General features: G+C 29.5%; 29 protein-coding genes. 9 read left to right on the forward strand and 20 right to left on the reverse strand.

What is annotated here, in order from left to right; all coding sequences use genetic code 11:
- The 8 genes from QK892_RS08170 to QK892_RS08205 all read right to left on the reverse strand — a co-directional run bounded on the left by QK892_RS08170 (position 1) and on the right by QK892_RS08205 (position 4,937).
- Positions 1-1,968, reverse strand: a complete 1,968-nt coding sequence (locus QK892_RS08170) for a DHH family phosphoesterase (RefSeq protein WP_317273052.1) — start codon at positions 1,966-1,968, stop codon at positions 1-3.
- A gap of 4 nt (positions 1,969-1,972) precedes the next feature.
- A complete protein-coding gene (locus QK892_RS08175) occupies positions 1,973-2,290 on the reverse strand; it encodes a MazG-like family protein (RefSeq protein ID WP_317273053.1) in 318 nt (105 codons plus the stop codon).
- A gap of 149 nt (positions 2,291-2,439) precedes the next feature.
- On the reverse strand, positions 2,440-2,682 hold the full coding sequence (gene rpsR, locus QK892_RS08180; RefSeq protein ID WP_291628887.1) for a 30S ribosomal protein S18: 243 nt from the start codon (positions 2,680-2,682) through the stop codon (positions 2,440-2,442).
- Positions 2,683-2,708: 26 nt separating this feature from the next.
- The gene (locus QK892_RS08185) at positions 2,709-3,170 is read right to left on the reverse strand and encodes a single-stranded DNA-binding protein (RefSeq protein WP_317273054.1); all 462 of its coding nucleotides are present in this window, start codon (positions 3,168-3,170) and stop codon (positions 2,709-2,711) included.
- Between the two features lie 14 nt (positions 3,171-3,184).
- Positions 3,185-3,472, reverse strand: a complete 288-nt coding sequence (rpsF, locus tag QK892_RS08190; RefSeq protein ID WP_317273076.1) for a 30S ribosomal protein S6 — start codon at positions 3,470-3,472, stop codon at positions 3,185-3,187.
- A 108-nt stretch (positions 3,473-3,580) separates the two neighbouring features.
- On the reverse strand, positions 3,581-3,766 hold the full coding sequence (locus tag QK892_RS08195) for a DUF951 domain-containing protein (protein WP_317273055.1): 186 nt from the start codon (positions 3,764-3,766) through the stop codon (positions 3,581-3,583).
- A 16-nt stretch (positions 3,767-3,782) separates the two neighbouring features.
- On the reverse strand, positions 3,783-4,685 hold the full coding sequence (locus tag QK892_RS08200) for a mechanosensitive ion channel family protein (protein ID WP_317273056.1): 903 nt from the start codon (positions 4,683-4,685) through the stop codon (positions 3,783-3,785).
- Between the two features lie 12 nt (positions 4,686-4,697).
- Complete coding sequence (locus QK892_RS08205) at positions 4,698-4,937, reverse strand: DUF3343 domain-containing protein (protein ID WP_317273057.1); 240 nt, start codon at positions 4,935-4,937, stop codon at positions 4,698-4,700.
- Positions 4,938-5,055: 118 nt separating this feature from the next.
- On the opposite strand from QK892_RS08205, the gene QK892_RS08210 reads away from it, so the two are divergent.
- Together QK892_RS08210 and yyaC are read left to right on the forward strand one after the other, a co-directional pair.
- Positions 5,056-6,204 (forward strand): aminotransferase class V-fold PLP-dependent enzyme, encoded by a 1,149-nt coding sequence (locus QK892_RS08210; RefSeq protein WP_317273058.1) that lies wholly within the window; start codon positions 5,056-5,058, stop codon positions 6,202-6,204.
- 48 nt (positions 6,205-6,252) lie between these two features.
- Complete coding sequence (gene yyaC / locus QK892_RS08215; protein ID WP_317273059.1) at positions 6,253-6,840, forward strand: spore protease YyaC; 588 nt, start codon at positions 6,253-6,255, stop codon at positions 6,838-6,840.
- Between the two features lie 47 nt (positions 6,841-6,887).
- On the opposite strand, the gene QK892_RS08220 is transcribed toward yyaC, so the two are convergent.
- From QK892_RS08220 to rpmH, 12 genes are all read right to left on the reverse strand, one after another.
- The gene (locus QK892_RS08220; protein WP_317273060.1) at positions 6,888-7,388 is read right to left on the reverse strand and encodes a DUF4446 family protein; all 501 of its coding nucleotides are present in this window, start codon (positions 7,386-7,388) and stop codon (positions 6,888-6,890) included.
- A gap of 99 nt (positions 7,389-7,487) precedes the next feature.
- Positions 7,488-8,333 (reverse strand): ParB/RepB/Spo0J family partition protein, encoded by an 846-nt coding sequence (locus tag QK892_RS08225; protein ID WP_317273061.1) that lies wholly within the window; start codon positions 8,331-8,333, stop codon positions 7,488-7,490.
- Between the two features lie 12 nt (positions 8,334-8,345).
- Positions 8,346-9,107, reverse strand: coding sequence for a ParA family protein (locus QK892_RS08230; RefSeq protein ID WP_317273062.1), 762 nt, complete (start codon positions 9,105-9,107; stop codon positions 8,346-8,348).
- 197 nt (positions 9,108-9,304) lie between these two features.
- Positions 9,305-10,081, reverse strand: coding sequence for a nucleoid occlusion protein (gene noc, locus QK892_RS08235; RefSeq protein ID WP_317273063.1), 777 nt, complete (start codon positions 10,079-10,081; stop codon positions 9,305-9,307).
- A gap of 207 nt (positions 10,082-10,288) precedes the next feature.
- Positions 10,289-11,008 (reverse strand): 16S rRNA (guanine(527)-N(7))-methyltransferase RsmG, encoded by a 720-nt coding sequence (rsmG, locus tag QK892_RS08240; RefSeq protein ID WP_317273064.1) that lies wholly within the window; start codon positions 11,006-11,008, stop codon positions 10,289-10,291.
- A 17-nt stretch (positions 11,009-11,025) separates the two neighbouring features.
- Positions 11,026-12,900 carry a tRNA uridine-5-carboxymethylaminomethyl(34) synthesis enzyme MnmG gene (gene mnmG / locus QK892_RS08245; protein WP_317273065.1) on the reverse strand — a complete coding sequence of 625 codons (1,875 nt, stop codon included), beginning with the start codon at positions 12,898-12,900 and terminating at the stop codon, positions 11,026-11,028.
- A 13-nt stretch (positions 12,901-12,913) separates the two neighbouring features.
- Positions 12,914-14,293, reverse strand: coding sequence for a tRNA uridine-5-carboxymethylaminomethyl(34) synthesis GTPase MnmE (gene mnmE / locus QK892_RS08250; protein ID WP_317273066.1), 1,380 nt, complete (start codon positions 14,291-14,293; stop codon positions 12,914-12,916).
- Between the two features lie 161 nt (positions 14,294-14,454).
- Positions 14,455-15,078, reverse strand: coding sequence for an RNA-binding cell elongation regulator Jag/EloR (gene jag / locus QK892_RS08255; RefSeq protein WP_317273067.1), 624 nt, complete (start codon positions 15,076-15,078; stop codon positions 14,455-14,457).
- A 32-nt stretch (positions 15,079-15,110) separates the two neighbouring features.
- Positions 15,111-15,878 carry a membrane protein insertase YidC gene (gene yidC, locus QK892_RS08260; protein ID WP_317273068.1) on the reverse strand — a complete coding sequence of 256 codons (768 nt, stop codon included), beginning with the start codon at positions 15,876-15,878 and terminating at the stop codon, positions 15,111-15,113.
- Positions 15,879-15,896: 18 nt separating this feature from the next.
- Complete coding sequence (gene yidD, locus QK892_RS08265; RefSeq protein WP_317273069.1) at positions 15,897-16,106, reverse strand: membrane protein insertion efficiency factor YidD; 210 nt, start codon at positions 16,104-16,106, stop codon at positions 15,897-15,899.
- Positions 16,106-16,456 carry a ribonuclease P protein component gene (rnpA, locus tag QK892_RS08270; RefSeq protein ID WP_317273070.1) on the reverse strand — a complete coding sequence of 117 codons (351 nt, stop codon included), beginning with the start codon at positions 16,454-16,456 and terminating at the stop codon, positions 16,106-16,108. The genes yidD and rnpA overlap by 1 nt, the downstream gene beginning before the upstream one ends.
- Positions 16,457-16,517: 61 nt before the next feature.
- Entirely contained in the window at positions 16,518-16,652 is a 135-nt protein-coding gene (rpmH, locus tag QK892_RS18420) for a 50S ribosomal protein L34 (RefSeq protein WP_035151755.1), read from the reverse strand.
- A 534-nt stretch (positions 16,653-17,186) separates the two neighbouring features.
- Between rpmH and dnaA the strand changes: the two genes are divergently transcribed.
- The 7 genes from dnaA to gyrA all read left to right on the forward strand — a co-directional run bounded on the left by dnaA (position 17,187) and on the right by gyrA (position 26,126).
- The gene (gene dnaA, locus QK892_RS08285) at positions 17,187-18,542 is read left to right on the forward strand and encodes a chromosomal replication initiator protein DnaA (protein WP_317273071.1); all 1,356 of its coding nucleotides are present in this window, start codon (positions 17,187-17,189) and stop codon (positions 18,540-18,542) included.
- A 272-nt stretch (positions 18,543-18,814) separates the two neighbouring features.
- Entirely contained in the window at positions 18,815-19,915 is a 1,101-nt protein-coding gene (gene dnaN, locus QK892_RS08290) for a DNA polymerase III subunit beta (RefSeq protein WP_317273072.1), read from the forward strand.
- A 47-nt stretch (positions 19,916-19,962) separates the two neighbouring features.
- The gene (gene yaaA, locus QK892_RS08295; RefSeq protein ID WP_317273078.1) at positions 19,963-20,169 is read left to right on the forward strand and encodes a S4 domain-containing protein YaaA; all 207 of its coding nucleotides are present in this window, start codon (positions 19,963-19,965) and stop codon (positions 20,167-20,169) included.
- A gap of 63 nt (positions 20,170-20,232) precedes the next feature.
- Positions 20,233-21,318, forward strand: coding sequence for a DNA replication/repair protein RecF (gene recF / locus QK892_RS08300; protein WP_317273073.1), 1,086 nt, complete (start codon positions 20,233-20,235; stop codon positions 21,316-21,318).
- A gap of 13 nt (positions 21,319-21,331) precedes the next feature.
- Positions 21,332-21,592: an extracellular matrix regulator RemB gene (gene remB / locus QK892_RS08305; RefSeq protein ID WP_195266386.1), complete on the forward strand. Its 261-nt coding sequence runs from the start codon at positions 21,332-21,334 to the stop codon at positions 21,590-21,592.
- A 55-nt stretch (positions 21,593-21,647) separates the two neighbouring features.
- Positions 21,648-23,561 (forward strand): DNA topoisomerase (ATP-hydrolyzing) subunit B, encoded by a 1,914-nt coding sequence (gene gyrB / locus QK892_RS08310; protein ID WP_317273074.1) that lies wholly within the window; start codon positions 21,648-21,650, stop codon positions 23,559-23,561.
- Positions 23,562-23,582: 21 nt separating this feature from the next.
- On the forward strand, positions 23,583-26,126 hold the full coding sequence (gene gyrA / locus QK892_RS08315) for a DNA gyrase subunit A (protein WP_317273075.1): 2,544 nt from the start codon (positions 23,583-23,585) through the stop codon (positions 26,124-26,126).
- The last annotated feature ends 510 nt before the right edge of the window (positions 26,127-26,636 follow it).

The following is a 26,636-nucleotide window of genomic DNA, read 5'->3' on the forward strand; positions in this document are numbered from 1 at the left end:
TTATTCACCAACCTTCAAATGTTTTTCTATCGATTTTTTAAGTATTTTTTTAGCTTCTTCTACTGAAATGTTACTCAATTGTGCTCCTGCCATATTCATATGGCCACCGCCACCTAATTCTTCAAGTATTACTTGTACGTTATACTCTCCTATAGATCTGCCACTAATTACTATACTATTATTCATTTCAATTAATACGAAGCATACATTGATTCCAGATATGTTTAGTAATTCGTCAGCCGCTCTTGCAGCCATAAATGATTTTTTCACTTCTTTTGGTGCTATAGCTATAGCTACATTATCTTGTACCTGAGCCGATTTTATTGTATCAGCTATTACTAAATAGTCTTCAAGATTATCCATAAACATCTTTTTAACTTCTATTGTATCGGCCCCTAACCCTCTTAAGAAGGATGCAGCATCAAATGTCCTTACTCCAGTTTTAAATGAGAATCCCTTAGTATCCATAAATATTCCTGCAAGTAAACCCTCTGCTTCTAACTTCATTAAATTAGGCTTTTGTACCATATATTGAATTACCTCTGTTACCATTTCTGATGTTGATGAGGCATATACTTCAATATAGTTTAATATGGCACCTTCAACTATATCTGGACTTCTTCTATGATGATCAATGATTATCTTTCTTTGAATTTTTTCTAATATTGATTTATCTAATATATATCCTGAATTATGGACATCTACTATTATTAACAATGTTTTTTCATTGATTTGCTCATAAACATCTTCTACTGATATAAAAAGATTATCATATCTTGAATCTTTTTTTAATTTTGATAAAAAATAATCTATTGCAGATGTTTCATTTCCTAAAATTATGCTACAAGGTTTACCTAATTGTTTAACAACTGAAGATAACCCTACTGATGAACCAAAACAATCCATATCAGGATTTTTATGACCAATAATAAATACATTGCTACTTTCATATATTAATTCTTTTAATGTATGTGAAATAATTCGAGCTCTAACCCTTGTTCTCTTTTCTATCTCTCTTTTATTTCCTCCAAAGAATTTGATTTTTTCATTGTTTTTTATAACTACCTGATCTCCACCTCTACCCAAGGCTAATTCCTTTGCTGTATTAGCAAAATTATTATTTTCCAAAGGGCAAGTTCCACCTCTACCTACACCAATACTCAATGTCACTTGAAACTTATTTCCTCTTTCAATTTGAGATACTTCTTCTAGAATTGAAAATTTATTATTTATTTCCTCATCTATATATTTATCCTGTATCGATAATATATACTTATTAGAATCATACTTAGTTATCATAGCCTTAAGTCTTTGTGCATATGCATTTATAGATTTCTCTACTTCTGCAACTAACATAGGTCTATCAGTTTCCATAGTGGTTTCAAGCACCTCAGATAAATTATCAACTTCTATAATCATTATACTTTCCTTGGTACTTTCTATATTTTTTTTACCACCAATATCATTAAAATAAACTATATACAATTTTTCTTCTAAATCAAAAGCTTCTATCTTACTTGCATATACTTTATAAAATGAATCTAATATTTTTATTTTTTGATGTAACTCTCTATCACATGTTAATAATCTAGATAAATTTAATCCTCTCGCAATACTAACTACATTTAGCCCTAAAGGATCTTCTTCTGGTATAAATTTATTAAACTCTTTATTGCTCCAAAAAATTTCACCTGTTTCCTTTATTATTGCAAGTGGGAATATAAGATTGAAAATATTATTGTCTATATCTTTAAGAATTATTTCTTTCACTTTTTCTATATTACTTTGTGTCTCTTCCTTATTTAAATATTCACTAACAGTAAATATTATAAATATAGCTAATAACAAAGTTCCTAAAAAGATACTCTTTCTATAATAGAATCCTATACAAGCTCCTACAAACATAATTGGCGTAATTATAGGTCTAATCATTTCAAATCTTTTCTTAAATAATTCTTTCCATTCCATAATATTAATGGCGCTCCTTTAAATGTAAATGAAGTTTACTTAGGCTCCTTCCATCACTTTCATACTCATGTCCTTCAGCAATGCCTACTTGTAATTTCTTTTTCATATCGTCATCAACATCCTTGCATGAATATCCTAGTTTCTGGGCTAATACATATAAAATAACCACAGCTCCTGATATACAATTTAAAATTGCATCTTGAGCTACATTACTTCCTTTGGTTAATAAATGATAAAATTCAGCTATTATACTTAGAAGATTTGCCTTTAGCTTTTCTATCATTTTAATATTGGCCATTATATTTAAATCATCTCTCTTCACCCTGTTCACCCCTATACTAATACCCTTGTATTTATATTTTAAAGATAATTCACATTTAATGCAACAACTTATAAACTTATTTACATATTTTGTAAGAATATATTGTATTAGCATAACAAAAAACCCCTGACATCCAGGGGTTAATTATCTTACTCAGTTGTAAATGGTAATAATGCTATGTTTCTTGATCTCTTTATAGCACTTGTTAATTCTCTTTGGTGCTTAGCGCAAGTACCAGAAATTCTTCTTGGTAATATCTTACCTCTTTCTGTTACGAATTTTCTTAGCTTAGTAATATCTTTATAATCTATTGTTTCAGCTTTATCTACGCAAAAAGCACATACTTTTCTCTTAGATCTTCTCATTTTTCCAGATCTCTTCATGTCTTTCATGCTAATTCCCTCCTTCTTTTAGACTTTTAGAAAGGCATATCTCCATCATCTACAGGAGTCATGTCTTCCTCGAAATTCATACCACCAAAATCATTTGATGGCGTTGAATAATCAGAACTATTATTTGAAGAACCAAATCCATTATTATATGAACCTTGATCTCTTCCAGCACCACTATTGTTACTTGATCCAATGAATTCAAAAGAATCTACAACTATATCAGTTGTATATCTCTTAGTTCCATCCTTAGCATCATAACTACCAGTTCTAATGCTTCCAGTAACAGCAAGTTGTCTGCCCTTTGTAAGATATTGTGCTATTGTCTCACCTGTTTTACCAAAAGCTATACAATTGATAAAATCAGTTTCATCCTTTTTGAAAGGTCTTGTTACTGCTAAACTAAATCTAGTAACTGCAGTACCACTTCCAGCAGCAAAGTTTAGCTCTGGATCTTTAGTTAGTCTTCCAATAAGTATTACCTTATTCATAACAATATCACCTCTTACGCTTCTTGTTTAACTATGATGTGTCTTATAACACCATCAGTAATTCTGAATACTCTGTCTAATTCTTTAGGTAATTCTGAATCAGCATTGAAGTTGATTAATGTATAGAAACCTTCGTTAACTTTTGCGATTTCGTAAGCAAGCTTTCTTCTACCCCAAACGTCAACATTTTCTATAGTTCCTCCACCGTTTTCTATTACACCTTTAAATTTTTCGATTGCAGCTTTGCAAGCTTCCTCGTCTAATGATGGGTGTAGTATAAATATAGTTTCGTACTTTCTCATCATTTTCACCTCCTCCCCTCGGACTCTGGCTGTGCTTTACACAGCAGGGATTACAATTTAATATTTTAACATTTTTTGATTTTCTTTGCAAGCTATAATTTAAGGCAATTATGGATTGATCTTTTTTTTGGCATCCTTTTGGAATTTACTTCTTGGAAGCATTACTATTCTTCCGCATCCAGTACATTTTATTTTTATATCTGCACCTAATCTGATTACTTCAAACTCCTTGCTACCACATGGATGCTGTTTTTTCATTTCTACAATATCACCTAAATCAAAAGTCTCTATCATTATACCCCTCCTATAATTACTTATTTTCTTTTTTTACTAATTGAGTTTTTGGATAAGGAATTTCAACTCCAGCTTCATCTAACGCTATCTTAATATCTTTTCTTAAGTCTCTTTCCATTTTCCATTGAGACATAGGTTTTGCTTTTCCAACGGCTCTTATAGTAACTCCAGATGCATTTAATGATATAGCACCTAAAACTTCTATTTCACTTCTAATTTCATCCTTGTTATCTTTCTCAAATTTTTTACATACTTTCTTAATAATTTCAATTGTATTATCTATATCTTCTTCATATGCAATTTCTACATCTACTATAAATCTCATGTCCCCTCTAGAATGATTAGTGATTTCCACTACAGATCCATTAGGCAAATTATGAACATCTCCACTAAAATCTCTTAATACAGTTGACCTTATTCCAATATTTTCCACTATTCCACTAAATTCTTCTATAGTGACATAATCTCCAACGCCATATTGATCTTCAAAAATAATGAAGAATCCATTTATAACATCTTTGACTAAACTCTGAGCTCCTATACCAACTACAAAGCCTATGGCACTAAGTACTCCAGCTGAAACTTTAAAAGTACTTCCAATTATTATAGCTGCTGCTGAAATATAAACTCCATACTTTAATGTACTTTTAAGTATTGCACCTACTGTAATTGCTTTCTGCTCATTCATTGAAAAACTTAATTTGCTGTTAGACTGATTGGTAACAAATCTATCTATAGTCTTATTTCCTATCTTAATAATTACATACATAGCTATTACTAATAAAATTAGGGATATTCCTTTGCTAAGTATTATTTCAATCAAGTTAAATCCGCTCTCTATAGCCTTATCCCAATTAAAACTATAATTAACTTTGCCATCTTCATTTACATTTTTAATAACCCATACTAAGTAATTCATATTGATACTCTCCTATATAACTTCTTTAAAGTCATTTTCTTCTTTAATATAAATGCCTTTATAACTAATAATATTCCTTTCTATTATCTCATCTATGTATTTTTTATCTTCTATCCTAACACAAATTCCACAGCTTTGTGTTATTGCTGTAGGCGTTGGCATCATTTTAAAAATAAAATTTTCTTCTTTCAATACTTTCTCTGCATTCATTGCATCTAATGTGTTTTTAAAAACTATAATATAATATTTCATCTTTTTCTCCTTATTTAAACTATTTATATTTAATTATATTATATATATTTTTGTAAATGAAGATAATATATTCTATAATTTTATTATACTTTGAAATTTTTATAAAGGAGTTATTTACATGAATACCGTATATTTAGATAATGCTAGTACTACATTTCCAAAGCCTAAAAATGTTACCGATTCTATATATAAATTTTTAACAACAATAGGTGGAAATCCAGGTCGTTCAAATCACGAAAATGGTATGCAATCAAATCGATTATTATTAGAAGCTAGAGAAACTATAGCTAGTTTCTTTAATTTTGATAAAATAGAGAATGTAATTTTTACAAATAATATCACTACTTCACTTAACATATTAATTAATGGTTGTGCTAGAAATGGTGATCATATAATAACTTCATCAATGGAACATAATTCAGTACTTAGGCCACTAATAAATTTAAAGGAAAATGGTATTATAGATTTAGATATAATAAGTGCAAATCAATTTGGCTTTATTAATGTAGAAGATTTCAAAAATGCCATAAGGCCCTCTACGAAATTTATAATATTGACTCAAGCTTCTAATGTAACAGGAAGTATCCAGCCAATTAGCCAAATTGCTTCATTATGTAGAGCTAATAATATTCACTTTATTCTGGATACAGCTCAAGGAGCAGGAGTATTAGATCTAGATTTTAAAGAACTTAATTTAGGTGCTTTAGCTTTCACAGGTCATAAAAGTCTTTTTGGACCTCAAGGTATTGGGGGATTTATTATAAGCGATGAATTGAATGAGATTTGCAATCCATATATTTTAGGTGGTACCGGTAGTTTGTCTCACTCCCTAAATCAACCAGATTTTTTACCAGATAAATTTGAATCAGGAACTCTTAACATGCCTGGAATCGTTGGTTTAATGGAAGGCATAAAATTTATAAAATCTGAGGGCTTAGATTTTATTTATGAAAAGAATAGCTTTCTAAGAAATAAATTAGTAGATGGATTAATGAATATTGATAATATAATTTTGTATGAGGATAATAATTATAACTATACTTCTTGCATCTCTTTTAATGCTAAGAATATTGATACTGCAGAATTATCCTTTACTCTTGATAGTGACTTTTCTATTAAGAATAGATCTGGGCTTCATTGCGCTCCACTTGCTCATAAAACTATAGGGAGCTTCCCTACTGGGACAGTAAGATTAAGTTTAAGTTATCTTAATTCTATAGAAGATATAAATTATACTATTGATTCCTTAAATAAAATATTAAAATGAATACTAACCTCCTTTATTGTCAATAATTTCAATAAAGGAGGTTTTCTAATGAAAAGAGATAAATTTAAAGTAGATTCTTTGTTTCCTAATTCACATATTGAAGTTGGAAATTTTTTATATGAAAACTTATTTGACATATATAAATCAAATAAACAGATAATATTTATATGTATTGGTACAGATAGATGTACAGGAGACTCATTAGGTCCATTAATTGGTTATAAGTTAAAGAAATTTTTCAAAGCTTTATCTAAATACAATATATTTATTTACGGTTCTCTAGAGTCACCTATTCATTCTCAGAATATAGTAGATATAACTAATAAAATTAAATCTAATTTTAAAGATCCCTATATAATAGCTATTGATTCTTGTCTTGGTAAAATTAATAATATAGGTAAAATTTTTATTGATGAAAAACCAATCTTCCCTGGTCTTGCATTAAATAAAGAATTACCCCCTGTAGGAAATTTAAGCATTACTGGAATTGTAAATATATCTGGTAACTATGAGTTTCTAATACTACAAAATACTAGACTTTTTACTGTTATGTCATTAGCTGATTGTATATCTAATGGTATAATTTATTTTATTAATAGAATTCTCGATATAAAAGAAAATATAGTCTTAAATTAAAAAAAGAGCTACATCATCCCATTGAAGTAGCTCTTAATCTATCTTGTTTACTTTTTATTTATTGCCTCATTTAATACATATGACTCTTCTTCAGATAATTCATATCTAGAGATACCTTTATCGACCGGTTTAGCGTATGTCACGCTATCTTGTCTAGAATATATTCCAGTGATTAATACTCCATCATTATATGAATCCAATATTGCTATTGAGAAACTTAAATCACTACCAACGTCAGGGAATGCTTTATATCTCATAATAGCAACTTTATTTACACAGCCTTTAATTTCTTCCTTAATAACCTTACATTGATTAATAGCATCTTCTGCTTTAGCTACTGCTTTATCAACCTCATCTAATTTAGAAATAATAACTTCCTCTAAATTCTTATTATTAACTCCTCTCATAAGGCGTCTATATCTTTTTTCAAGCTTCTTAGTAGATTTTATTAATGATATTACTATGATAAAAAGTAATAAAATTATAACTAGTAATCCTATTACTATAAATGCTATGTTTTCATTTATAATATTTAATATATTTTCCACGTATATACTCCTTCCTAAACTTATGTCAGTTTAACATAAATGTTTCACGTGAAACATTTTCTTAAATCTTTTTTCAAAGATGTTTCACGTGAAACATTTTTATAAATCCATTATTTCTAATATTCTTTGTAAATCTTCATTTGAATAATATTCAATTTCTATCTTACCTTTATTATTCTTATTACTAATATTAACTTTTGTCCCAAAATAATTTTGCAATTTTTCAGTGACATCTTTATAATATGGACTTATTTCTCTAGTCTTTTCTTTTGTTTTCTTATCGGACTTAATAGATTTAACTAATCTTTCTAATTCTCTAACAGATAATCTTTCATCTATTACCTTTTGTGCTATTTCGCACTGAAGTTTAGGATCTTCTATTGCTAGCAACACTCTCCCATGCCCCTCCGTAATAACTTCATCTATTAGATATTGTTTTACCGTATCACAAAGTGCTGTAAGTCTTATAGTATTACTAATTGCTACTCTCGATTTACCTACTCTTTTGCTTAACTCTTCCTGAGTTAAATCAAAATCAGATAAAAGCTTTTGATATGCTAAAGCTTCTTCAATAGGATTTAAGTCCTGTCTTTGAATATTTTCTATTAAAGATATTTCTAAGATTTCTTTATCACTTAATTCCATTACTATTGCAGGGACTTCTTTTAATCCTAAAAGCTTTGAAGCTCTCCATCTTCTTTCACCAGCTACTATAACATAGTAATCATCTTGCTTATTAAGTATAATTGGCTGTATAATTCCATGCTCTTTTATTGATTGCGCTAATTCAGCAATTTTTTCATCATCAAAAGATTTTCTTGGTTGTTTATCATTACTCTTAATTAGATTTATAGAAATAAGAGAAGGTTTATTCTTATCCTTAGAAGTATTTTCATTAGGTATTAATGCTCCTAATCCCTTCCCTAATGCTGACTTTTTATTCATTTAATCACCTACTTACTGCCTACTTAAAAATTCTTTAGTTAATGCTCTATAAGACTCTGCACCTTTACATTTTTCATCATATAACATTATCGGTAACCCAAAGCTTGGTGCCTCAGCTAGTCTTATATTTCTAGAAATAGTAGTATTATAAACTTTTTCGTCAAAGAAGTTCTTAACTTCCGCAAAAACTTCATTGCTTAAATTTGTTCTGTAGTCATACATAGTCATTACTACACCTTCTATTTCTAATCCTTCGTTTAATGACTTTTTAACAAGTTTTATAGTGTTTATTAATTGTCCTACTCCTTCTAATGCATAAAACTCGCATTGTATCGGAATTAATACGGACTCAACTGAAGTAAGAGCGTTAATTGTCAACACTCCTAATGACGGTGGACAATCTATAAATATATAGTCGTATTCATCTTCTATTTCTTTAATCTTATTTGCTAAGATTACTTCCCTATTTTCTTTTCCTATTACTTCAACCTCTGCTCCTGCTAATTCCATAGTTGAAGGTGCAATATATAAGTTATTTACTAATTCACTTTTTATAATTATATCCTTTAAAGAAGCATCTGAAGTAATAACATCATACATAGACATTTCCAAATTTCTCTTATCTAAACCCAATCCACTGGTCGTATTTCCTTGAGGATCTATATCTATCGTTAATACCTTGTACCCTTCCATTGCTAAATATGCACATAAATTAATATTTGTTGTCGTTTTTCCAACTCCGCCTTTTTGATTAAATATACAAACTTTCTTCATTTAAAAAAGCTCTAATTTAGAGCTTCACCCCCCTTCCCATATTAATATTATATATACTTTTAATTAATATTAAAAGCTTAACATAATAAAAAAATGAAGAAATATCATATTGCTTGTTAATTTAAGAAAATATAAATCAAACAATATAATTATTTCTTCATTTTTAATAGTTTATACTCTATAAATTTATATAATAATTACTTTTTAGGAATAGACACAGTGATTTGAATGAATTCTTCATCATCTTTAAATTTATACTCAGCTGGTATATTAAATTTATCAAAAACCTGTCTAATAGTGTTAACATATAGTTTTGCTGGAAAAACACTTTTTACTCTTTTCTTATCTTTATTATTTAATTCTTCTCCAGCTATTTTTAATAGTTCCTTATTAATTAACTCTTCCGTAGCCTTAACATTCAAAGAGTTCTTAACTATTTTTTCTACTACATTAAGTTGTAATTCTTCATTTGGTAAAGATAAAAGAGCTCTTGCATGTCTCTCTGTAAGTTTATTTTCCAAACAAGCCTCTCTAACATTAGAGCTAAGTTTCAATATCCTTAACTTATTAGCAATAGTTGATTGTTTCTTACCCATTCTCTTTGCTAGTTCATCTTGAGTAAATCTATGATCATTAATTAAATTAAAATAAGCTTCAGCCTCTTCAATAAAGTTTAAATCTTCCCTTTGAAGGTTTTCAAGCAAGGCAATTTCTGCTGATTCAGTATCCGTTATCTCTATTATATTACAAGGAACAAAACCAATATCAGCCATTCTTGCTGCCCTCCATCGTCTTTCACCAGCCACTAATTCAAAGCTTTCGCCCATTTTTCTAACAGTAATAGGTTGAATTATTCCATGTTCCTTTATAGATTGAGATAATTCTTCTAATGCCTCTTCATTAAAAATTCTCCTCGGCTGATAAGTATTTGGAAATATTCTATCTACACTTATATTACTAATTTCTCTATTCATATGCACCCAACCATCCCTTATTAAAATAAATTTCCACTAAACTCAATAATTAAAAAATTCTATATATTTTATATATTTCCTTCTTTTATTTCCTAATTTTGTAAGACAAATTTACATAATATATAATATAAAAATACAAATCATTTAAAATGTGTATATATTATATATTATATCGACTACATTCTTTAGTATTTCCTGTAGAATATTTTACTTAATTGGCTTTTTATTTATTGACCCTGCTTTTCTAGGATAAGTTTTAGGGCATTTTTTAACCTTCTTAACTTCTACAATATTATGTTTTAAATCTGATTCTTCAATACTAACTTCTATAATGTTCTCTAATTCCCCACCTAATGTATTAATAGCATTCTTGCCATCTTTAATTTCATCATCAACTGCAGGTCCTTTAAGTGCTACAAAGTATCCATCTTGTTTTACATAAGGCAAACAAAACTCTGATAAAACAGCCATATTTGCAACTGCTCTAGATGTTGCTACATCAAATTTTTCTCTAAATTCAGGCTTTCTTGCTCCATCTTCTGCTCTTGAATGAATTGTAACTACATTTTTCAACTCTAATTTTGCTATAACTGTATTTAAAAAATTTATTCTTTTGTTTAGCGAATCTAATAATGTAACTTCGATATTAGGATTCATTATAGCTATAGGTAGGCCAGGGAATCCAGCCCCCGTACCTACATCTATCACAGTCTTAGCATTTTTTACAGCATTAGACTTGAAAGCTTTTATACAATCTATAAAATGTTTCTTTATTACTTCTTCGTCTTCTGTTATTGCTGTAAGATTTATTTTTTCATTCCATTCCTGTAAAAGCCTCATATATAATATAAATTGATTATACTGTTTCTCAGTTAAATCAAATCCTACTTCTAATGAGGCTTCCTTCATTAATTGAAAATATTCCATATTTCCTCCATAAAAGCTTATTTTTTATATTGATGTTCTAAGTAAATTAATAACACTGATATATCTGCTGGAGAAACTCCTGATATTCTAGATGCTTGCCCAATACTTATAGGTCTAATATTAGATAACTTTTGTATCGCTTCTGTTCTTAATCCCTTAACTTCCTTATAATCAATATCTTCAGGAATTAATTTCTTTTCGAATTTCTTAAATTGATTTACTTGATCAAGTTGGCTACTTATATATCCCTCATATTTAGCAATTATGTTAATTTGTTCTCCAATATCCTCATCATAATCAGGTCTTTCAGGGTCCAACTCGTATAAATTGAAATAATCTAACTCCGGTCTCTTTATTAGTTCATAAAAACTAATTGGCTTCTTTAATTCAACAGATCCTTTAGATACTAGCATATCGTTAACTTCTTTTTTATTAGTAATTTGAAGATCTTTTAATCTAGCAACTTCATTTTCTACATTATTTTTTCTAGTTATAAATCTTTGATATCTATCTTCTGTTACAAGACCTACTTTATATCCTATTTCAGTTAACCTAAAGTCAGCATTATCTTGTCTCAATAGTAATCTATATTCTGCCCTAGCCGTCATCATTCTATACGGTTCATTTGTTCCTTTTGTAACTAAATCGTCAATTAAAACACCAATGTATCCATCTGATCTAGTTAATATCATAGGATCTAATCCTTTAATCTTTAAAGCAGCATTTATACCTGCGACTATGCCTTGTCCTCCAGCCTCTTCATAACCTGAGCTACCATTTAATTGACCTGCTCCATATAAACCTTCAAAGTTCTTAAATTCTAATGTTGGTTTTAATTGCGTTGGGTCGATTGAATCATACTCAATTGCATAAGCTGTCCTCATAATTTCAGCATTTTCAAGGCCTGGAACAGATCTTAACATCTGTAATTGAACATCTTCTGGTAAAGATGATGACATTCCTCCAACATACATTTCTTGAGTATCTTCACCTTCTGGTTCTATAAATAGTTGATGTCTTTCCCTATCTGGAAATCTCATAACTTTATCTTCTATTGATGGGCAATATCTAGGACCTACCCCCTCAATTAATCCATTATACATAGGTGATCTATCTATATTATCTTTAATAATTTTATGTGTTTCTTCACTTGTATAAGTTAACCAACAAGAAACCTGATCTCTTGAAATATCACCACTCATAAATGAGAAAGGTACTATTTTTTCATCTCCTGGCTGTTCGATCATTTTAGAAAAGTCTACACTTCTCGCATTAATTCTTGCTGGCGTTCCTGTCTTAAATCTTCTTAACTCTATTCCTAAATCTATTAATGATTGTGATAATTCGTTAGCGGCTGATAAACCATTTGGGCCACTATTGTATGTTACATCTCCAATAATAATTCTGGCTCTTAAGTATGTTCCTGTTGTTAAAATGATAGCCTTACAACCAAAGTATCCACCATTTTTAGTAAGAACTCCTTTTACTTTACCATCTTCTATATCTACTTCTACTACTTCTAACTGTCTTAAAGATAAGTTTTCTTGTTCTTCTAAGACACTCTTCATTCTGTATTGATATTTCTTTTTATCAGCTTGTGCCCTTAATGAGTGAACCGCTGGCCCCTTTGAAGTATTAAGCATTCTAGATTGAATGAAAGTATTATCTATGTTTACTCCCATTTCGCCTCCTAATGCATCAATTTCTCTTACCAAATGGCCCTTTGCAGTTCCTCCTATATTTGGATTACATGGCATCATAGCTACAGAATCAAGATTTGTAGTGCAAATTAATGTTTTTAATCCCATTCTTGCTGTTGCTAGTGCTGCTTCACATCCTGCGTGCCCAGCACCAACAACTACTACATCATATTCTCCTGCTCTATATTTCATATTTATCTATCTCCTACTTTCCACAACAAAATTCTTTAAATATCTTATTAACTAAATCTTCTTCTAATTCTGATCCCGTAATTTCACCTAAAGCCTTTAATGCTGCTGTAACGAATATTGAAATCAAATCTAAATATTCATTATTATTTAATCTTATAAGAGCCTCATTGCAATTTTCGCCTGCTCTAATTAATGCTTGTTTGTGTCTTGAATTTGATATTATTAAACTTTCGCTATCTATTTTACCACTAAAGAACATATTCTTAATCTCATTTTTCAAACCATCTATTCCAATATCTTCTTTAGCTGAAATTTTTATTATATTTTCGAAATTGTTTAATATTGAATTGTCTATTTTATTATCTAAATCTATTTTATTTAATAAAACTATAGCCTTTTTATTCTTAATTGCTTCAATTATTTCATTGTCTTCTTTATCTAGCTCTCTTGAAGAATCCAGAACTAATAACACTAAATCAGCTTCATTTATTTTTTCTCTAGATCTCTCAACTCCAATTTTTTCAACAATATCTTCTGTTTCTCTTATACCGGCAGTATCTATAATTTTAACAGGTATTCCATCTAAATTAATATACTCTTCTATTACATCTCTAGTAGTTCCTGCTATATCAGTAACGATCGCTCTTTTTTCCTTTAATAATACATTTAATAAAGATGATTTCCCAACATTTGGTTTACCAACAATAGCTAAGCTTAAACCATCTCTTATTATTTTTCCTTCATCTGCGCTCTTAAGTAATTTATCTATATCTTCATGAGCATTTTCTAAACTTTGTCTAACTCTAATTGGTATAGTTGGATCTATTTCTTCATCATCTTCTGTAAAATCAACAGCATACTCTATCAATGCTAGAACATTTAATAAGTATTCATTTAACTTATTGATTCTTTGTGATAAAGATCCATTGCTTTGCATTAATGCAGATTTCATGGCAAGCTCAGTTTTTGCTGTTATTAAATCCATAACAGCTTCTGCTTGAGATAAATCTATTCTTCCGTTCAAAAATGCTCTCTTGGTAAACTCACCAGGCTCTGCTAGTCTTGCACCTGCTTTTATAACAGTTTCCAATACCTTATTAGTCGATGTAACGCCTCCATGGCAATTTATTTCAACAGTATCCTCAGCTGTAAAGCTTCTAGGACCTTTCATATAACTTATAATTACTTCATCTATTAATTCTTCGGTATTTATATCAATTATGTGGCCATATCTCATCGTATAAGTCTTCATATCTTTAATATCTTTACCATTTTTAGGTCTGAATATCTTAGATACAATATCTAAAGCCTTATCACCAGATACTCTAATAATAGCTATTCCACCTTCTCCTATAGCTGTAGATATAGCACAAATCGTATCAAATTCTTTCAACTTCTATCCTCCTTATCTTGACTTAATTAAGTCTGTATTTATAGTATATCCCTTTTAACTAATATTCATTTTACAAAACAATTTATAGTAAGTCAAAATAAATAAATTAATGTTATTTCCCAAAAAATAAAAGGTCAGAAAGCCTAACGGCCTTCCCACCTTTATTTCTTAATATCTACTACTACTCTCCTATGAGGTTCCTCCCCCTCACTAAAAGTATAGACAAATTCATTATCTTGTAGAGCTGAATGTATTATCCTTCTTTCATAAGGATTCATTGGCTCTAGTTTATAAGGTCTTCTCGTTTTTGTAACTTTATATGCAGTTTTTTCAGCAACTCTATTTAAAGTATCTTCTCTCTTTTTCCTATAATTCTCAGTATCTAAGACTATCTTCTTATAAGGAATATCGTGACTCTTATTTACAACCAAAGAAGCTAGATATTGAAGAGCATCTAAAGTCTCTCCCCTATACCCTATAATTATCCCCATTCTCGGTCCAGTTAAATTAATATTAATTACGTCATTCTCTTCTCTTATTTTAATTTCCGCTTGTACCTTCATACTATCAAGTACATTTCTTAAGAATAATCTTACCTCTTCATTATAATCTCTTTTTACCTTAACTAATATTTTAGCAGGTTTTGTACCTATCAGATTTAAAAAGCCCTTAGAACCTTCATCTAAAACCTCATATTCAATCCTATCTTCTGTAAGTTTTAAAGTCTTTAAAGCATTATTTAATGCTTCAGCTACAGTTTTACCTGTCATTTCTAATGTTTTCATACCCTAATCACCACCTAGTAATACTAAATAAATTACTTTTTTTTCTTAGTCTTTGGTGTTGCTTTCTTTGCATTTTCTATTATTTTATTTTTTTCATCATCTTCTTTAGCAGCTTTTTTCTTCATAGCTGGTAAATAATTTAAGAAATATGTTTGAGCTAATTGAATAACTCCACCTATTATCCAGTAAATTACAAGAAGTGAACTAAAATTAATAGCCATTACTCCCATCATACCTGCCATCATTAGGTTCATACTACCCATGTTCATTTGTTTTCCATCTTCATTCTTAGGCATAGACTTAGTTAATAGTAAACTTGGGATGTATGTGCTTAAGAAGGCTAATACAGGTAATATGAAATATGGATCTTTTTGAAATACATCTGGTATCCATAAGAATGCTGGATTAACTACTGAATCTACATTTATATTCATAAATACATAGTAAAGTGCAAAAAGTATTGGTAATGGTAACAGTGTTGGAAGACATCCTCCAAACATGCTTACATTATTATCCTTCATACATTTTGAATACTCAGCTTGCATCTTTTGAGGATCATTAGCATATTTCTTTTGAATAGCATTTAATTCTGGTTGAATTTCTTGCATTCTTGCATTTGATCTATTTGCTTTTATATTTAAAGGAAGTATTAACAATCTTATTATTAATGTAAATAATGTAATTGTTAGTATATAAGATACTCCACTCGGTTCCAAGTTAAACAGATTTAGTATTATTCCATGCATCCCTTCAAATATAACAGTTAAAAAATTTGTAATAGGTTGTAAGAACTTCATCATATTTTACGCGCACCCTCCTTATTTTAACGGATCATAGCCACCCTTAGCAAATGGATGACATCTTAAAATTCTCTTTATAGCTAAGAAACCACCCTTGAAGGCTCCATATTTTGTTATCGCTTCAATAGCATACTCTGAACATGTGGGAACATATATGCATGTTGGGGGTCTCATGGGCGAAATATATCTTCTATATAAATGTATAGATTTTAACATTATTTTTTTCATTACTTATATAAGCCTGCCTTTGAGAAAAGTTTTTTCATCGATTCTTCTACTTCAAAGAAACTCTTTCCCTCTATAGAATTCCTTGCTATAAAAACAAAGTCATAACCAGTCTTAAGATTTTTTTCATTTAGTCTATAGCTTTCTGTTATCAATCGTTTACTTCTGCTCCTGACAACACTATTTCCAACTTTCTTACTTACTGAAATTCCTACCTTATTATAAGTATCTCCATTTTTGGTTCTGTTTCTTCTATTATTATATATATATATAACTAAAAGATTATTAGCGAAAGATTTACCTCTTCTATAAACTAATTTAAATTCATTGTTTTTTCTTAATCTGTACATCATTAGAATTTTTAAACTCCTTTTTTTCCTGCTATTGCAGAAAAAAGGCCACTAGTTGCGGCCCTTATGCTGTTAATCTTTTTCTACCTTTTTGTCTTCTTCTCTTAAGAACGTTTCTTCCTGATGAAGTTTTCATTCTCTTTCTGAAACCATGCTCTTTTTTTCTTTGTCTCTTTTTTGGTTGGTATGTCATGAACATTTCATTACACCCCCTTTAAATTGTAATTTCTATAGTTAAAACTATAATTCCATTTTTAGATTTACCTTATCATTATATATATATCATGTTTTTATGTCAATACACTATAATTTTCAAGTTCTGTTGATAAATATCATAAATATTATCACAGTTTTTGTGGATAACTTATTGAATACTCTATTTAACTTATGTTATTATAAATAATGAATGTGAATAATTTTATTTTCAAGTAAAGTTATCCACACCTGTGGACTAAATTGTGCATAACTTGTTTACTTTTTCTTTGTTCTTACTATAATATATTCTATTTTTAGCTTAAATATTAATTTTATGCTATGTTAATAATGTTAAAAAGTGTACATAATTATATTGTGGATAATTTTTTGCTTATTGTTTTATCAACATATTTATTAACATGTGAATATTTATATTAAATTTATTAACATATGATTTTAGATGTTAATAAATGTGTTGATATCTTGTTATTAACTAACATATTTTTTATTTCAAATATTTTTTTATGGAGGATATAAAATGAATAATGATCTTAAATCATTATGGGAAAAAACATTAAATATTATTAAAGGTGAAATGAGTGAAGTCAGCTTTAATACATGGATTAAAAGCTGCGAACCTATTTCTATATCTTCCAATACTATAAAAATCAGTGTTCCAAATTCCTTTACACAAGATATATTAGAAAAAAGGTATAAGGACCTTGTTGTAAACTCCATAGAGGCAGCTTGCTCTAAAGCTTACAGCGTAGATTTTATAGTTGCATCTGATATTCAAGAAGTTGCCGAAAAGGAAGAAAAAAATATAAAGGGTGATGATAAATCATCTGTAAATGTAAATGATGAAATGTCTAGTACATTAAATCCTAAATATACCTTTGATTCCTTTGTCATAGGTAATAGTAATAGATTTGCTCATGCTGCATCTTTGGCTGTTGCAGAGGCTCCAGCTAAGGCCTATAATCCCTTATTTATTTATGGAGGAGTAGGACTTGGTAAAACTCACTTAATGCATGCTATAGGGCATTATGCTCTTCAAAATAACTCCAGCGCAAAAGTAGTATATGTATCTTCTGAAAAGTTTACTAATGAACTTATTAATGCCATTAGAGATGATCGAAATGAAGAATTTAGAAATAAATATAGAAATGTAGATATACTACTAATAGATGACGTTCAATTTATTGCTGGGAAAGAAAGAACTCAAGAGGAGTTTTTCCATACATTTAATGAATTACATGATGCAAATAAGCAAATTATCCTATCATCAGATAGGCCACCAAAGGAAATACCAACGTTAGAAGATAGACTTCGTTCAAGATTTGAATGGGGATTAATAGCTGACATTCAGCCACCAGATTTTGAAACGAGAATGGCAATTTTAAAAAAGAAAGCTGATGTAGAGAAATTAAATGTCGCTAATGAAGTCATGGTATATATCGCTACCAAAATTAAGTCTAATATAAGAGAATTAGAAGGTGCCTTAATTAGAATTGTTGCATATTCATCACTTACTAATAGACCAATTACTGTAGAATTAGCTAGTGAGGCTTTAAAGGATATAATTTCAAATAAGCAAAATAAAAATGTAACAATAGATCTTATACAAGATGTAGTTTCAGCATACTTTAATCTCAGGGTAGAAGACTTAAAATCACAAAGAAGAACAAGAAATGTAGCCTATCCTAGGCAAATTGCTATGTATTTAAGTAGGAAGCTTACAGATATGTCATTACCAAAAATAGGTGAAGAGTTTGGGGGAAGAGATCATACAACTGTTATACATGCGTATGAAAAAATATCTGATAACCTTAAGACTGATGAAAGCTTACAACATACAGTAAATGATATAACAAAGAAACTAACTCAAAATTAACTAACAACTGTACATAAATATATTGAATTATTTGTGGATAACTACTAAAAGCAATATTATTTGTTAATACTGTGGATAAGATATGTATTTTTTGCTTCACTTATCCACAATATTTTTTTATTAAATTTTTAGTGTTTTCAATGGGTTCAGGTACTTATAAACATATCAACAGCCCCTACTACTACTATTATTATAAATTATCTATATATTTATCTATATATTTATATTATTTCTGTTAATATTACATGTTTATAAATTAAGGAGGTTTTTATATGAAGTTTATATGCGAAAAACAAAAACTACAAGAAGGAATATCAATAGCTAGCAAGGCTATAACTGGAAAAACAACAATGCCTATACTAGAGGGAATATATATATCTGCTAAAAATGATGGAGTTACTTTAATAGGATCTGATATGGACGTATCTATTGAAACAAAAGTAGATGCTACTGTTCAAGAAGAAGGAATGTTAGTAATAGATTCTAGGATATTTGGAGAAATAATAAGAAAGCTTCCAAATTCTGAAGTAATTATTGAAACATTAGAAAATGAAATAATGCAAATAACTTGTGAAAAATCAGTATTCAACTTAGTTTATATGAACGGGGAGGACTATCCAGAACTTCCTAAAATAAATGAGAATTTATCAGCTGAAGTTCCTCAAAATATATTAAAAAGTATGATAAAAGGAACATCTTTTGCTATTGCTCAAGATGAAACTAGACCAATACTACAAGGAATCTTCTTCGAAGTGAAAAATAGAAGTCTAAATCTAGTTGCACTTGATGGATATAGATTAGCAATAAGATCAGAATTCTTAGATAGCGATAGCAATATAGAAGTTGTAATACCAGGAAAAACTTTAAATGAAGTTTCAAGAATACTTGAAGATACATCTGATATTGTTAAAATAACATTTACAAACAATCATATTTTATTTAATTTAAATGATACTAAAGTTATTTCAAGATTATTAGATGGAAAATTTGTCAACTATATATCTTTACTTCCTCAAGAACACAAGATGTCCATTGAGGTTAAAAAACAACAACTACAAAATTGTATAGAGAGAGCATCTTTAATGGCTAAAGATAGCAATAGCAATCTAATCAAATTAGATGTTCAAGAAGAGACGCTTATAATAACATCCAATTCTCAATTGGGAAAAGTAAGAGAAGAAGTTAACATAAATCTGCAAGGAGAGTCTATTCAAATTGCATTTAATTCAAGATATTTATTAGATGTTCTAAAAAATATAGAAAGTGATGATGTAATATTAGAAATGACTTCAAGTGTTAGTCCTTGTATTATAAAATGCAAGAATACTGATAATTCTAAGTACTTAGTATTACCAGTACGATTATTGAGATAGAAAGGAGTAATGCATAAAATTTGTATTTATATGCATTAAATTGGAAAATGAATGAAGTTAAAATAAATACTGAGTTTATTAAATTAGACTCTTTCTTAAAATGGTGTGGAGCTGCTTCATTGGGATCAGAAGCAAAAATTTATATCTTAGATGAGATGGTGAAGGTTAATGGTGAAGTATGTACTCAAAGAGGAAAGAAAATTAGACCAGGAGATGTGGTAGAATTTAATGGAGAGAAGTATAGAGTAATCTAAGTGCTATTAACCTAATAATTACTTTTATTCCTCTAATATGTTATAATAAATAGGTGTAAGTAAATGTATATAAAGAAAATGCAAATATTAAATTATAGAAATTATAAATCTTTAAATATAACACTGGGGAAAAATGTAAATGTATTTATGGGGGATAATGCTCAAGGGAAAACTAATATTCTTGAAGCTATTTATTATTGTGCATTTGCTAGATCCCATAGAACTTCAAAGGATAGGGAACTAATTAATTGGAATAATGAAAGTGCTTATGTGAGTATTTTGGTTGGTAGGGATAGATTAGATAAAACTATTGATATTAATATACTTAAGGATGGAAAAAAGGCTATAAGAATAAATAAGGTTAAAGTTTCAAAAATTGGAGAATTGTTTGGAAACTTTAATGTTGTTATGTTTTCACCTGAAGATTTAAGAATAATTAAAGATTCTCCTGGTGTAAGAAGAAAATTCATAGATATGGAATTGTGTCAATTAAATTCTAAGTATTATTATAATTTGGTACAATATAATAAGGTTTTGAATGAACGTAATATAATTTTAAAGAGTAGAAAAGTTGATAAGGACATTTTAGATATATATGATATTCAGCTAGCAAACTTTGGTCAAAACATAATTACGGAAAGATTAAATTATATTAATAAGTTAAATTTTTATGGAAATAATATACATAGGGATATATCTTCAGGGAAGGAAGATATAGAGTTTAGGTATGTAAGTACGATAAAAGAATTAGAAAATATAGAAGATAGTTTTTATGAGCAACTTAAAAAAAATAGAACTAGAGATATTGAAAAGGGATCAACTAGTGTTGGGCCTCACAGAGATGATTTTACTGTACTTATTAACGAGATAGATACTAAAAGTTATGGATCACAAGGGCAGCAAAGGAGTGCTGTCCTTACTATGAAGTTTTCATCTTTAAAAATTATAAAGGAGTTGACATCAGAGTATCCAGTATTATTGCTAGATGATGTTTTATCAGAATTAGATTTTAATAGAAAAAGATATATTTTAAGTACTATAGGTGAAATTCAAACAATAATAACATGCACAGGAATAGAGGATCTTACAAATTATTTAGATGATAGTTCCAAGGTCTTTAAGGTTAAGGATGGTGAAATCCTAAATTAAGGGAGGAATTCTTATGTTTTTACATTTAGGCGAAAATGTCGTTGTTCCGATTAAGGATATAATTGGGATTTTTGATTTACAGACTACCATGTATAGTTCAGATACAAGTGCGTTTTTAAGAATGGCAGAGGAAGATGGGTTTGTAGAGAGGATTTCTAAAGAGAAACCTAAATCTTTTGTTATAGCTGAAGTTAATAAAATGAGTAAAGTTTATTTATCTCCTATATCATCTTCAACTTTAACAAAGAGAACTAATATAGATTATAATCCATAGTTCCAATTTTAAATCTTCATGGAGTTAAAATGAAAGTTAATTGAAGGAGGAGATTATGTTGGAAAATAACAAACAGAGTTATGATGAAAGTCAAATTCAGGTTCTTGAAGGCTTAGAAGCGGTCAGAAAGAGACCAGGAATGTATATAGGGAGTACTAGTTCAAGGGGATTGCATCATCTTGTTTATGAAATAGTCGATAACAGTATAGATGAAGCATTAGCTGGGTTTTGTGATGAGATATCAGTTTCAATAAATGAGGATAATTCCATAACAGTAATAGATAACGGAAGAGGTATGCCTACAGGAATACATCCTAAGATGGGAAAATCTACTGTTGAAGTTATTATGACTATTCTACATGCCGGTGGTAAGTTCGGAGGTGGTGGATATAAAGTATCAGGAGGTCTTCATGGAGTTGGTGCTTCAGTAGTTAATGCTTTATCTGAATGGTGCGAAGTTACAGTATCAAGAGAAGGTGGAGTATGGCAACAAAAATACTCTAGGGGGGCTGTGCTATCTGATTTATTGAAAATTGGTGAAACAGAAGAACATGGAACTAAGGTTTCATTTAAGCCTGATGCTGATATATTCGAAGAGACTGAGTATGATTTTGAAATATTATCAAATAGACTAAGAGAACTAGCTTTCTTAAATAAAGGCATAAAGATAATACTATCAGATAAGAGAGAAGAAAATAAGCAAGATATATATTACTATGAGGGTGGTATAAAAGAATTTGTATCATACTTAAATAGAAATAAAGAAGTATTACATGAAGAAGCTATATATGTAGAAGGCGAAAGAGATGGAATAATTGCAGAAGTATCACTTCAGTATAATGATGGATATAATGAGAATTTATATTCATTTGCGAATAATATAGATACTATTGAGGGAGGAACTCACTTAGTAGGATTTAAAACAGCATTAACCAGGGTTATTAATGATTATGCTAAAAGGTTCAATCATTTAAAAGAAAATGATAAGAATCTATCAGGAGATGATATAAGAGAAGGATTGACTGCTGTAGTATCTGTTAAAATAACAGATCCACAATTTGAAGGTCAAACAAAAACTAAATTAGGTAATTCGGAAGTAAGAAGTGTTGTCGATTCAATAGTTGGTGAGGGCGTTTCTATATTCCTTGAGGAGAATCCTAATGTAGGTAAGATAATTATAGAGAAGGCACTTATGGCAGCTAGAGCAAGAGATGCTGCAAGAAAAGCTAGAGAGCTTACTAGAAAATCAGTTTTAGAAAGATCAACACTTCCGGGTAAGTTAGCAGATTGTTCATCTAAGGATCCGCTAGAGTGTGAAATTTATATAGTTGAGGGAGATTCTGCGGGTGGATCAGCTAAACAAGGAAGAAATAGAAGATTCCAGGCAATTTTACCTTTAAGAGGTAAAATATTGAATGTTGAAAAGCAAAGATTAGATAGAATATTAACGTCTGATACAATAAAATCTATGATAACTGCTTTTGGAGCAGGAATTGGTGATGATTTTGATGAAAATAAATTAAGGTATAATAGAATAATAATTATGACAGATGCTGATGTAGATGGTGCTCATATTAGAACTCTATTACTGACATTCTTTTATAGATATATGAGAGGTTTAATAGATGGGGGGCACGTTTATATAGCTCAACCACCACTTTATCAAGTTAAGAAGAATAAAAAGGAGTATTATGCATATTCAGACCAAGAGCTTGAATCAATGCTTCAACAAATTGGTGGTAAGGATAATTCAACAAATATTCAAAGATATAAAGGTCTAGGAGAAATGAATGCAAATCAATTATGGGATACTACTATGGATCCTGATAAGAGAATATTATTAAAAGTTAGTATTGATGATGCTATAGCAGCAGATGAAATATTCACTATATTAATGGGAGATAAAGTTGAGCCTAGAAGAGAATTTATACACAAAAACGCTAAGAAGGTAAGTAACTTAGATATTTAGTACTAAAGCGAGGTGAGGTACATGAGCTTGAATGAAGGAAAAGTTATAGATATAGATATTAATAAAGAGATGAAGAGGTGCTATATCGACTATGCTATGAGTGTAATAGTTGGTCGTGCACTTCCAGATGTTAGAGATGGACTAAAGCCAGTTCATAGAAGAATACTACATTCTATGAATGATCTTGGGCTAGCTCCAGACAGAGGTTATAGAAAATGTGCAAGAATTGTAGGGGAAGTTTTAGGTAAGTATCATCCACATGGTGATACTTCTGTATATGATGCACTTGTAAGAATGGCACAAGACTTTTCTATGAGATATATGCTTGTAGATGGTCATGGTAACTTTGGTTCTGTAGATGGAGATAGTGCTGCCGCTATGAGGTACACAGAAGCTAAAATGAATAAAATAGCTGCAGAAATGTTAAGAGATATAAATAAAGATACAGTTGATTTTATCCCTAACTTTGATGGAGAGGAAAAAGAACCAGTAGTATTACCATCAAGATATCCAAATCTTTTAGTTAATGGATCATCAGGTATAGCTGTTGGGATGGCTACTAATATTCCACCTCACAACTTAGGAGAAGTTATAGATGCTACTATAATGCTTATAGATAATCCAGAAGCAACTATCTTAGAACTAATGACTGCAGTTAAGGGGCCAGATTTTCCAACAGGTGCCATAATTATGGGAAAAGCAGGTATAAGAGCGGCATATGAAACTGGTAAGGGTAGAATAATAGTTAGAGCAAAAGCAGAAATTGAAGAGGAGAATAATAGGCATAAAATAATAGTTACTGAAATACCATATCAAGTAAATAAGGCTAAACTTATCGAAAATATAGCAGATTTGGTTAAAGATAAGAAAATCGTTGGAATATCTGATTTAAGAGACGAATCAGATAGAGATGGTATGAGAATAGTAATAGAATTGAAAAAGGATGCAAATCCAAATGTTATTTTAAATCTATTATATAAGCATACTAAAATGCAAGATACTTTTGGAGTTATAATGTTAGCTTTAGTAAATAATGAGCCAAAGGTATTAAACTTAAAACAAGTTCTAGGACATTATATTGAATTCCAAAAAGAGGTATTAACTAGAAGAACAGCATTTGAATTAAATAGGGCTGAGGCGAGAGCTCATATTCTTGAGGGGTTAAGAATTGCTCTTGATAATATCGATGAAGTAATAAATATTATTAGATCATCAAAAACTTCAGAAATAGCTAGAAATACATTAATTGAAAGATTCAATCTAAGTGATAAACAAGCACAAGCAATCTTAGAGATGAGACTAAGAAGATTAACAGGATTAGAAAGAGATAAGATTGAAGAAGAATATGCTGAACTTATGAAACAAATAGAATACTTAAATTCAATATTAGCAAGTGAAGAAAAATTATTATCAGTAATCAAAGAAGAGTTAATTGAAATCAAGAGAAGATATAGTGATGATAGAAGAACTTCTATAGAAAAAGTTATGAATGAAATTGATATAGAGGATCTAATCCAAGAGGAAGATGTAGTAATTACGTTAACTCATTCAGGATATATAAAGAGAATATCAGCTGATACTTACTCATCTCAAAGAAGAGGGGGAAGAGGAATACAAGCAATGTCTACTAAAGAAGATGATTTTGTAGAGCATGTATTAATAACTTCAACTCATTCAGATGTATTATTCTTTACAAATAGAGGTAGAGTATATAAATTAAGAGCATACGAAATACCTGATGCAGGAAGAACTGCTAAAGGTACTAACATAATAAATCTTATTGCAATAGAGCAGGATGAAAGAATAGAGACAGTTTTAACAATAGGTGATGATGTTAACGAAGGATTCTTATTTATGGCGACTAAACAGGGAATAGTGAAGAAGACTCCTTTATCTGAATTTAAAAATCTTAGAAAGCATGGATTAATAGCTATTAACCTAAGAGATGGAGATGAATTACTTAGAGTTAAAGTAACTAATGGAGATTCAGATATAATAATTGCAACTCAAGATGGTAATGCTATTAGATTTAATGAAACTGATGTAAGAGCAATGGGAAGAACTGCCTCAGGGGTAAGATCTATAAATCTAAAGAATGATGATATTGCGGTTTCCATGGATATAGCTGTTGAAGGAGAAGATTTATTAGTTATAAGTGAAAATGGATTTGGTAAGAGAACTCCTGTTAGTAAGTACAAGTTACAAAGAAGAGGTGGAACAGGACTAATAACATATAAAATATCTGAAAAGACAGGTAAAGTTGTTGGTGCAACTGTATGTAAAGTAGATGATGAACTTATGCTAATAAATACAAGTGGAGTGGCAATAAGAATTAATGTTTCAGATATATCAGTAACAAGTAGATCTGCAATGGGAGTAAGATTAATGAGAACATCAGATGATGAAAGAATTGTTGCTATTGCAAAAATATCTGGAGGAAATGATAGTAAAGAGGAACAGCTAACTTTAAAAGAGGGAAGCGAAGATGAAAATGATAAATCTTTAAGTATTGATATAGAAGATGAAATAGCTATTGTTGAAGATTCAGATAATATAGATGAATAATAATAATTAAATAAAACAATATAAATCGCAATTAATAATACATATGAGTATGATTTAATTGCGATTTTTTTATTATTTTTGATTTAAATCTATAAATGCTACATAATCTAATCCAGGCGTATCAATATTAGAATAAGTTAAATAATAATAGAAAATTAAAGAAATTAAAAGATAAATTACATAAACAATATGATTTATATTAAACACTTAGGATTTAAAATGGTAAGATAAATCTCGTCGCTGAGAGATGCGACAAGGAAATTAAAACAACTTAAAAATGAATGAAAAAAGTTGTTGACAAACAGTAAGACAAATGATAATATAAGGAAGTCGCTTGAGAGCGATGAAGAAAATGGTCTTTGAAAATTGAACAGAATATAAGTTAAGTATAAAGTAAACCAGCAATTCTTTTAAGTCTTAAAATTAAGACTCAAAGTAATTTGAGCAACAGATTAAACTTTTTATTGAGAGTTTGATCCTGGCTCAGGACGAACGCTGGCGGCGTGCCTA

Source organism: Clostridium lamae (genome assembly GCF_033043255.1).
GTDB lineage: Bacteria > Bacillota > Clostridia > Clostridiales > Clostridiaceae > Clostridium > Clostridium lamae.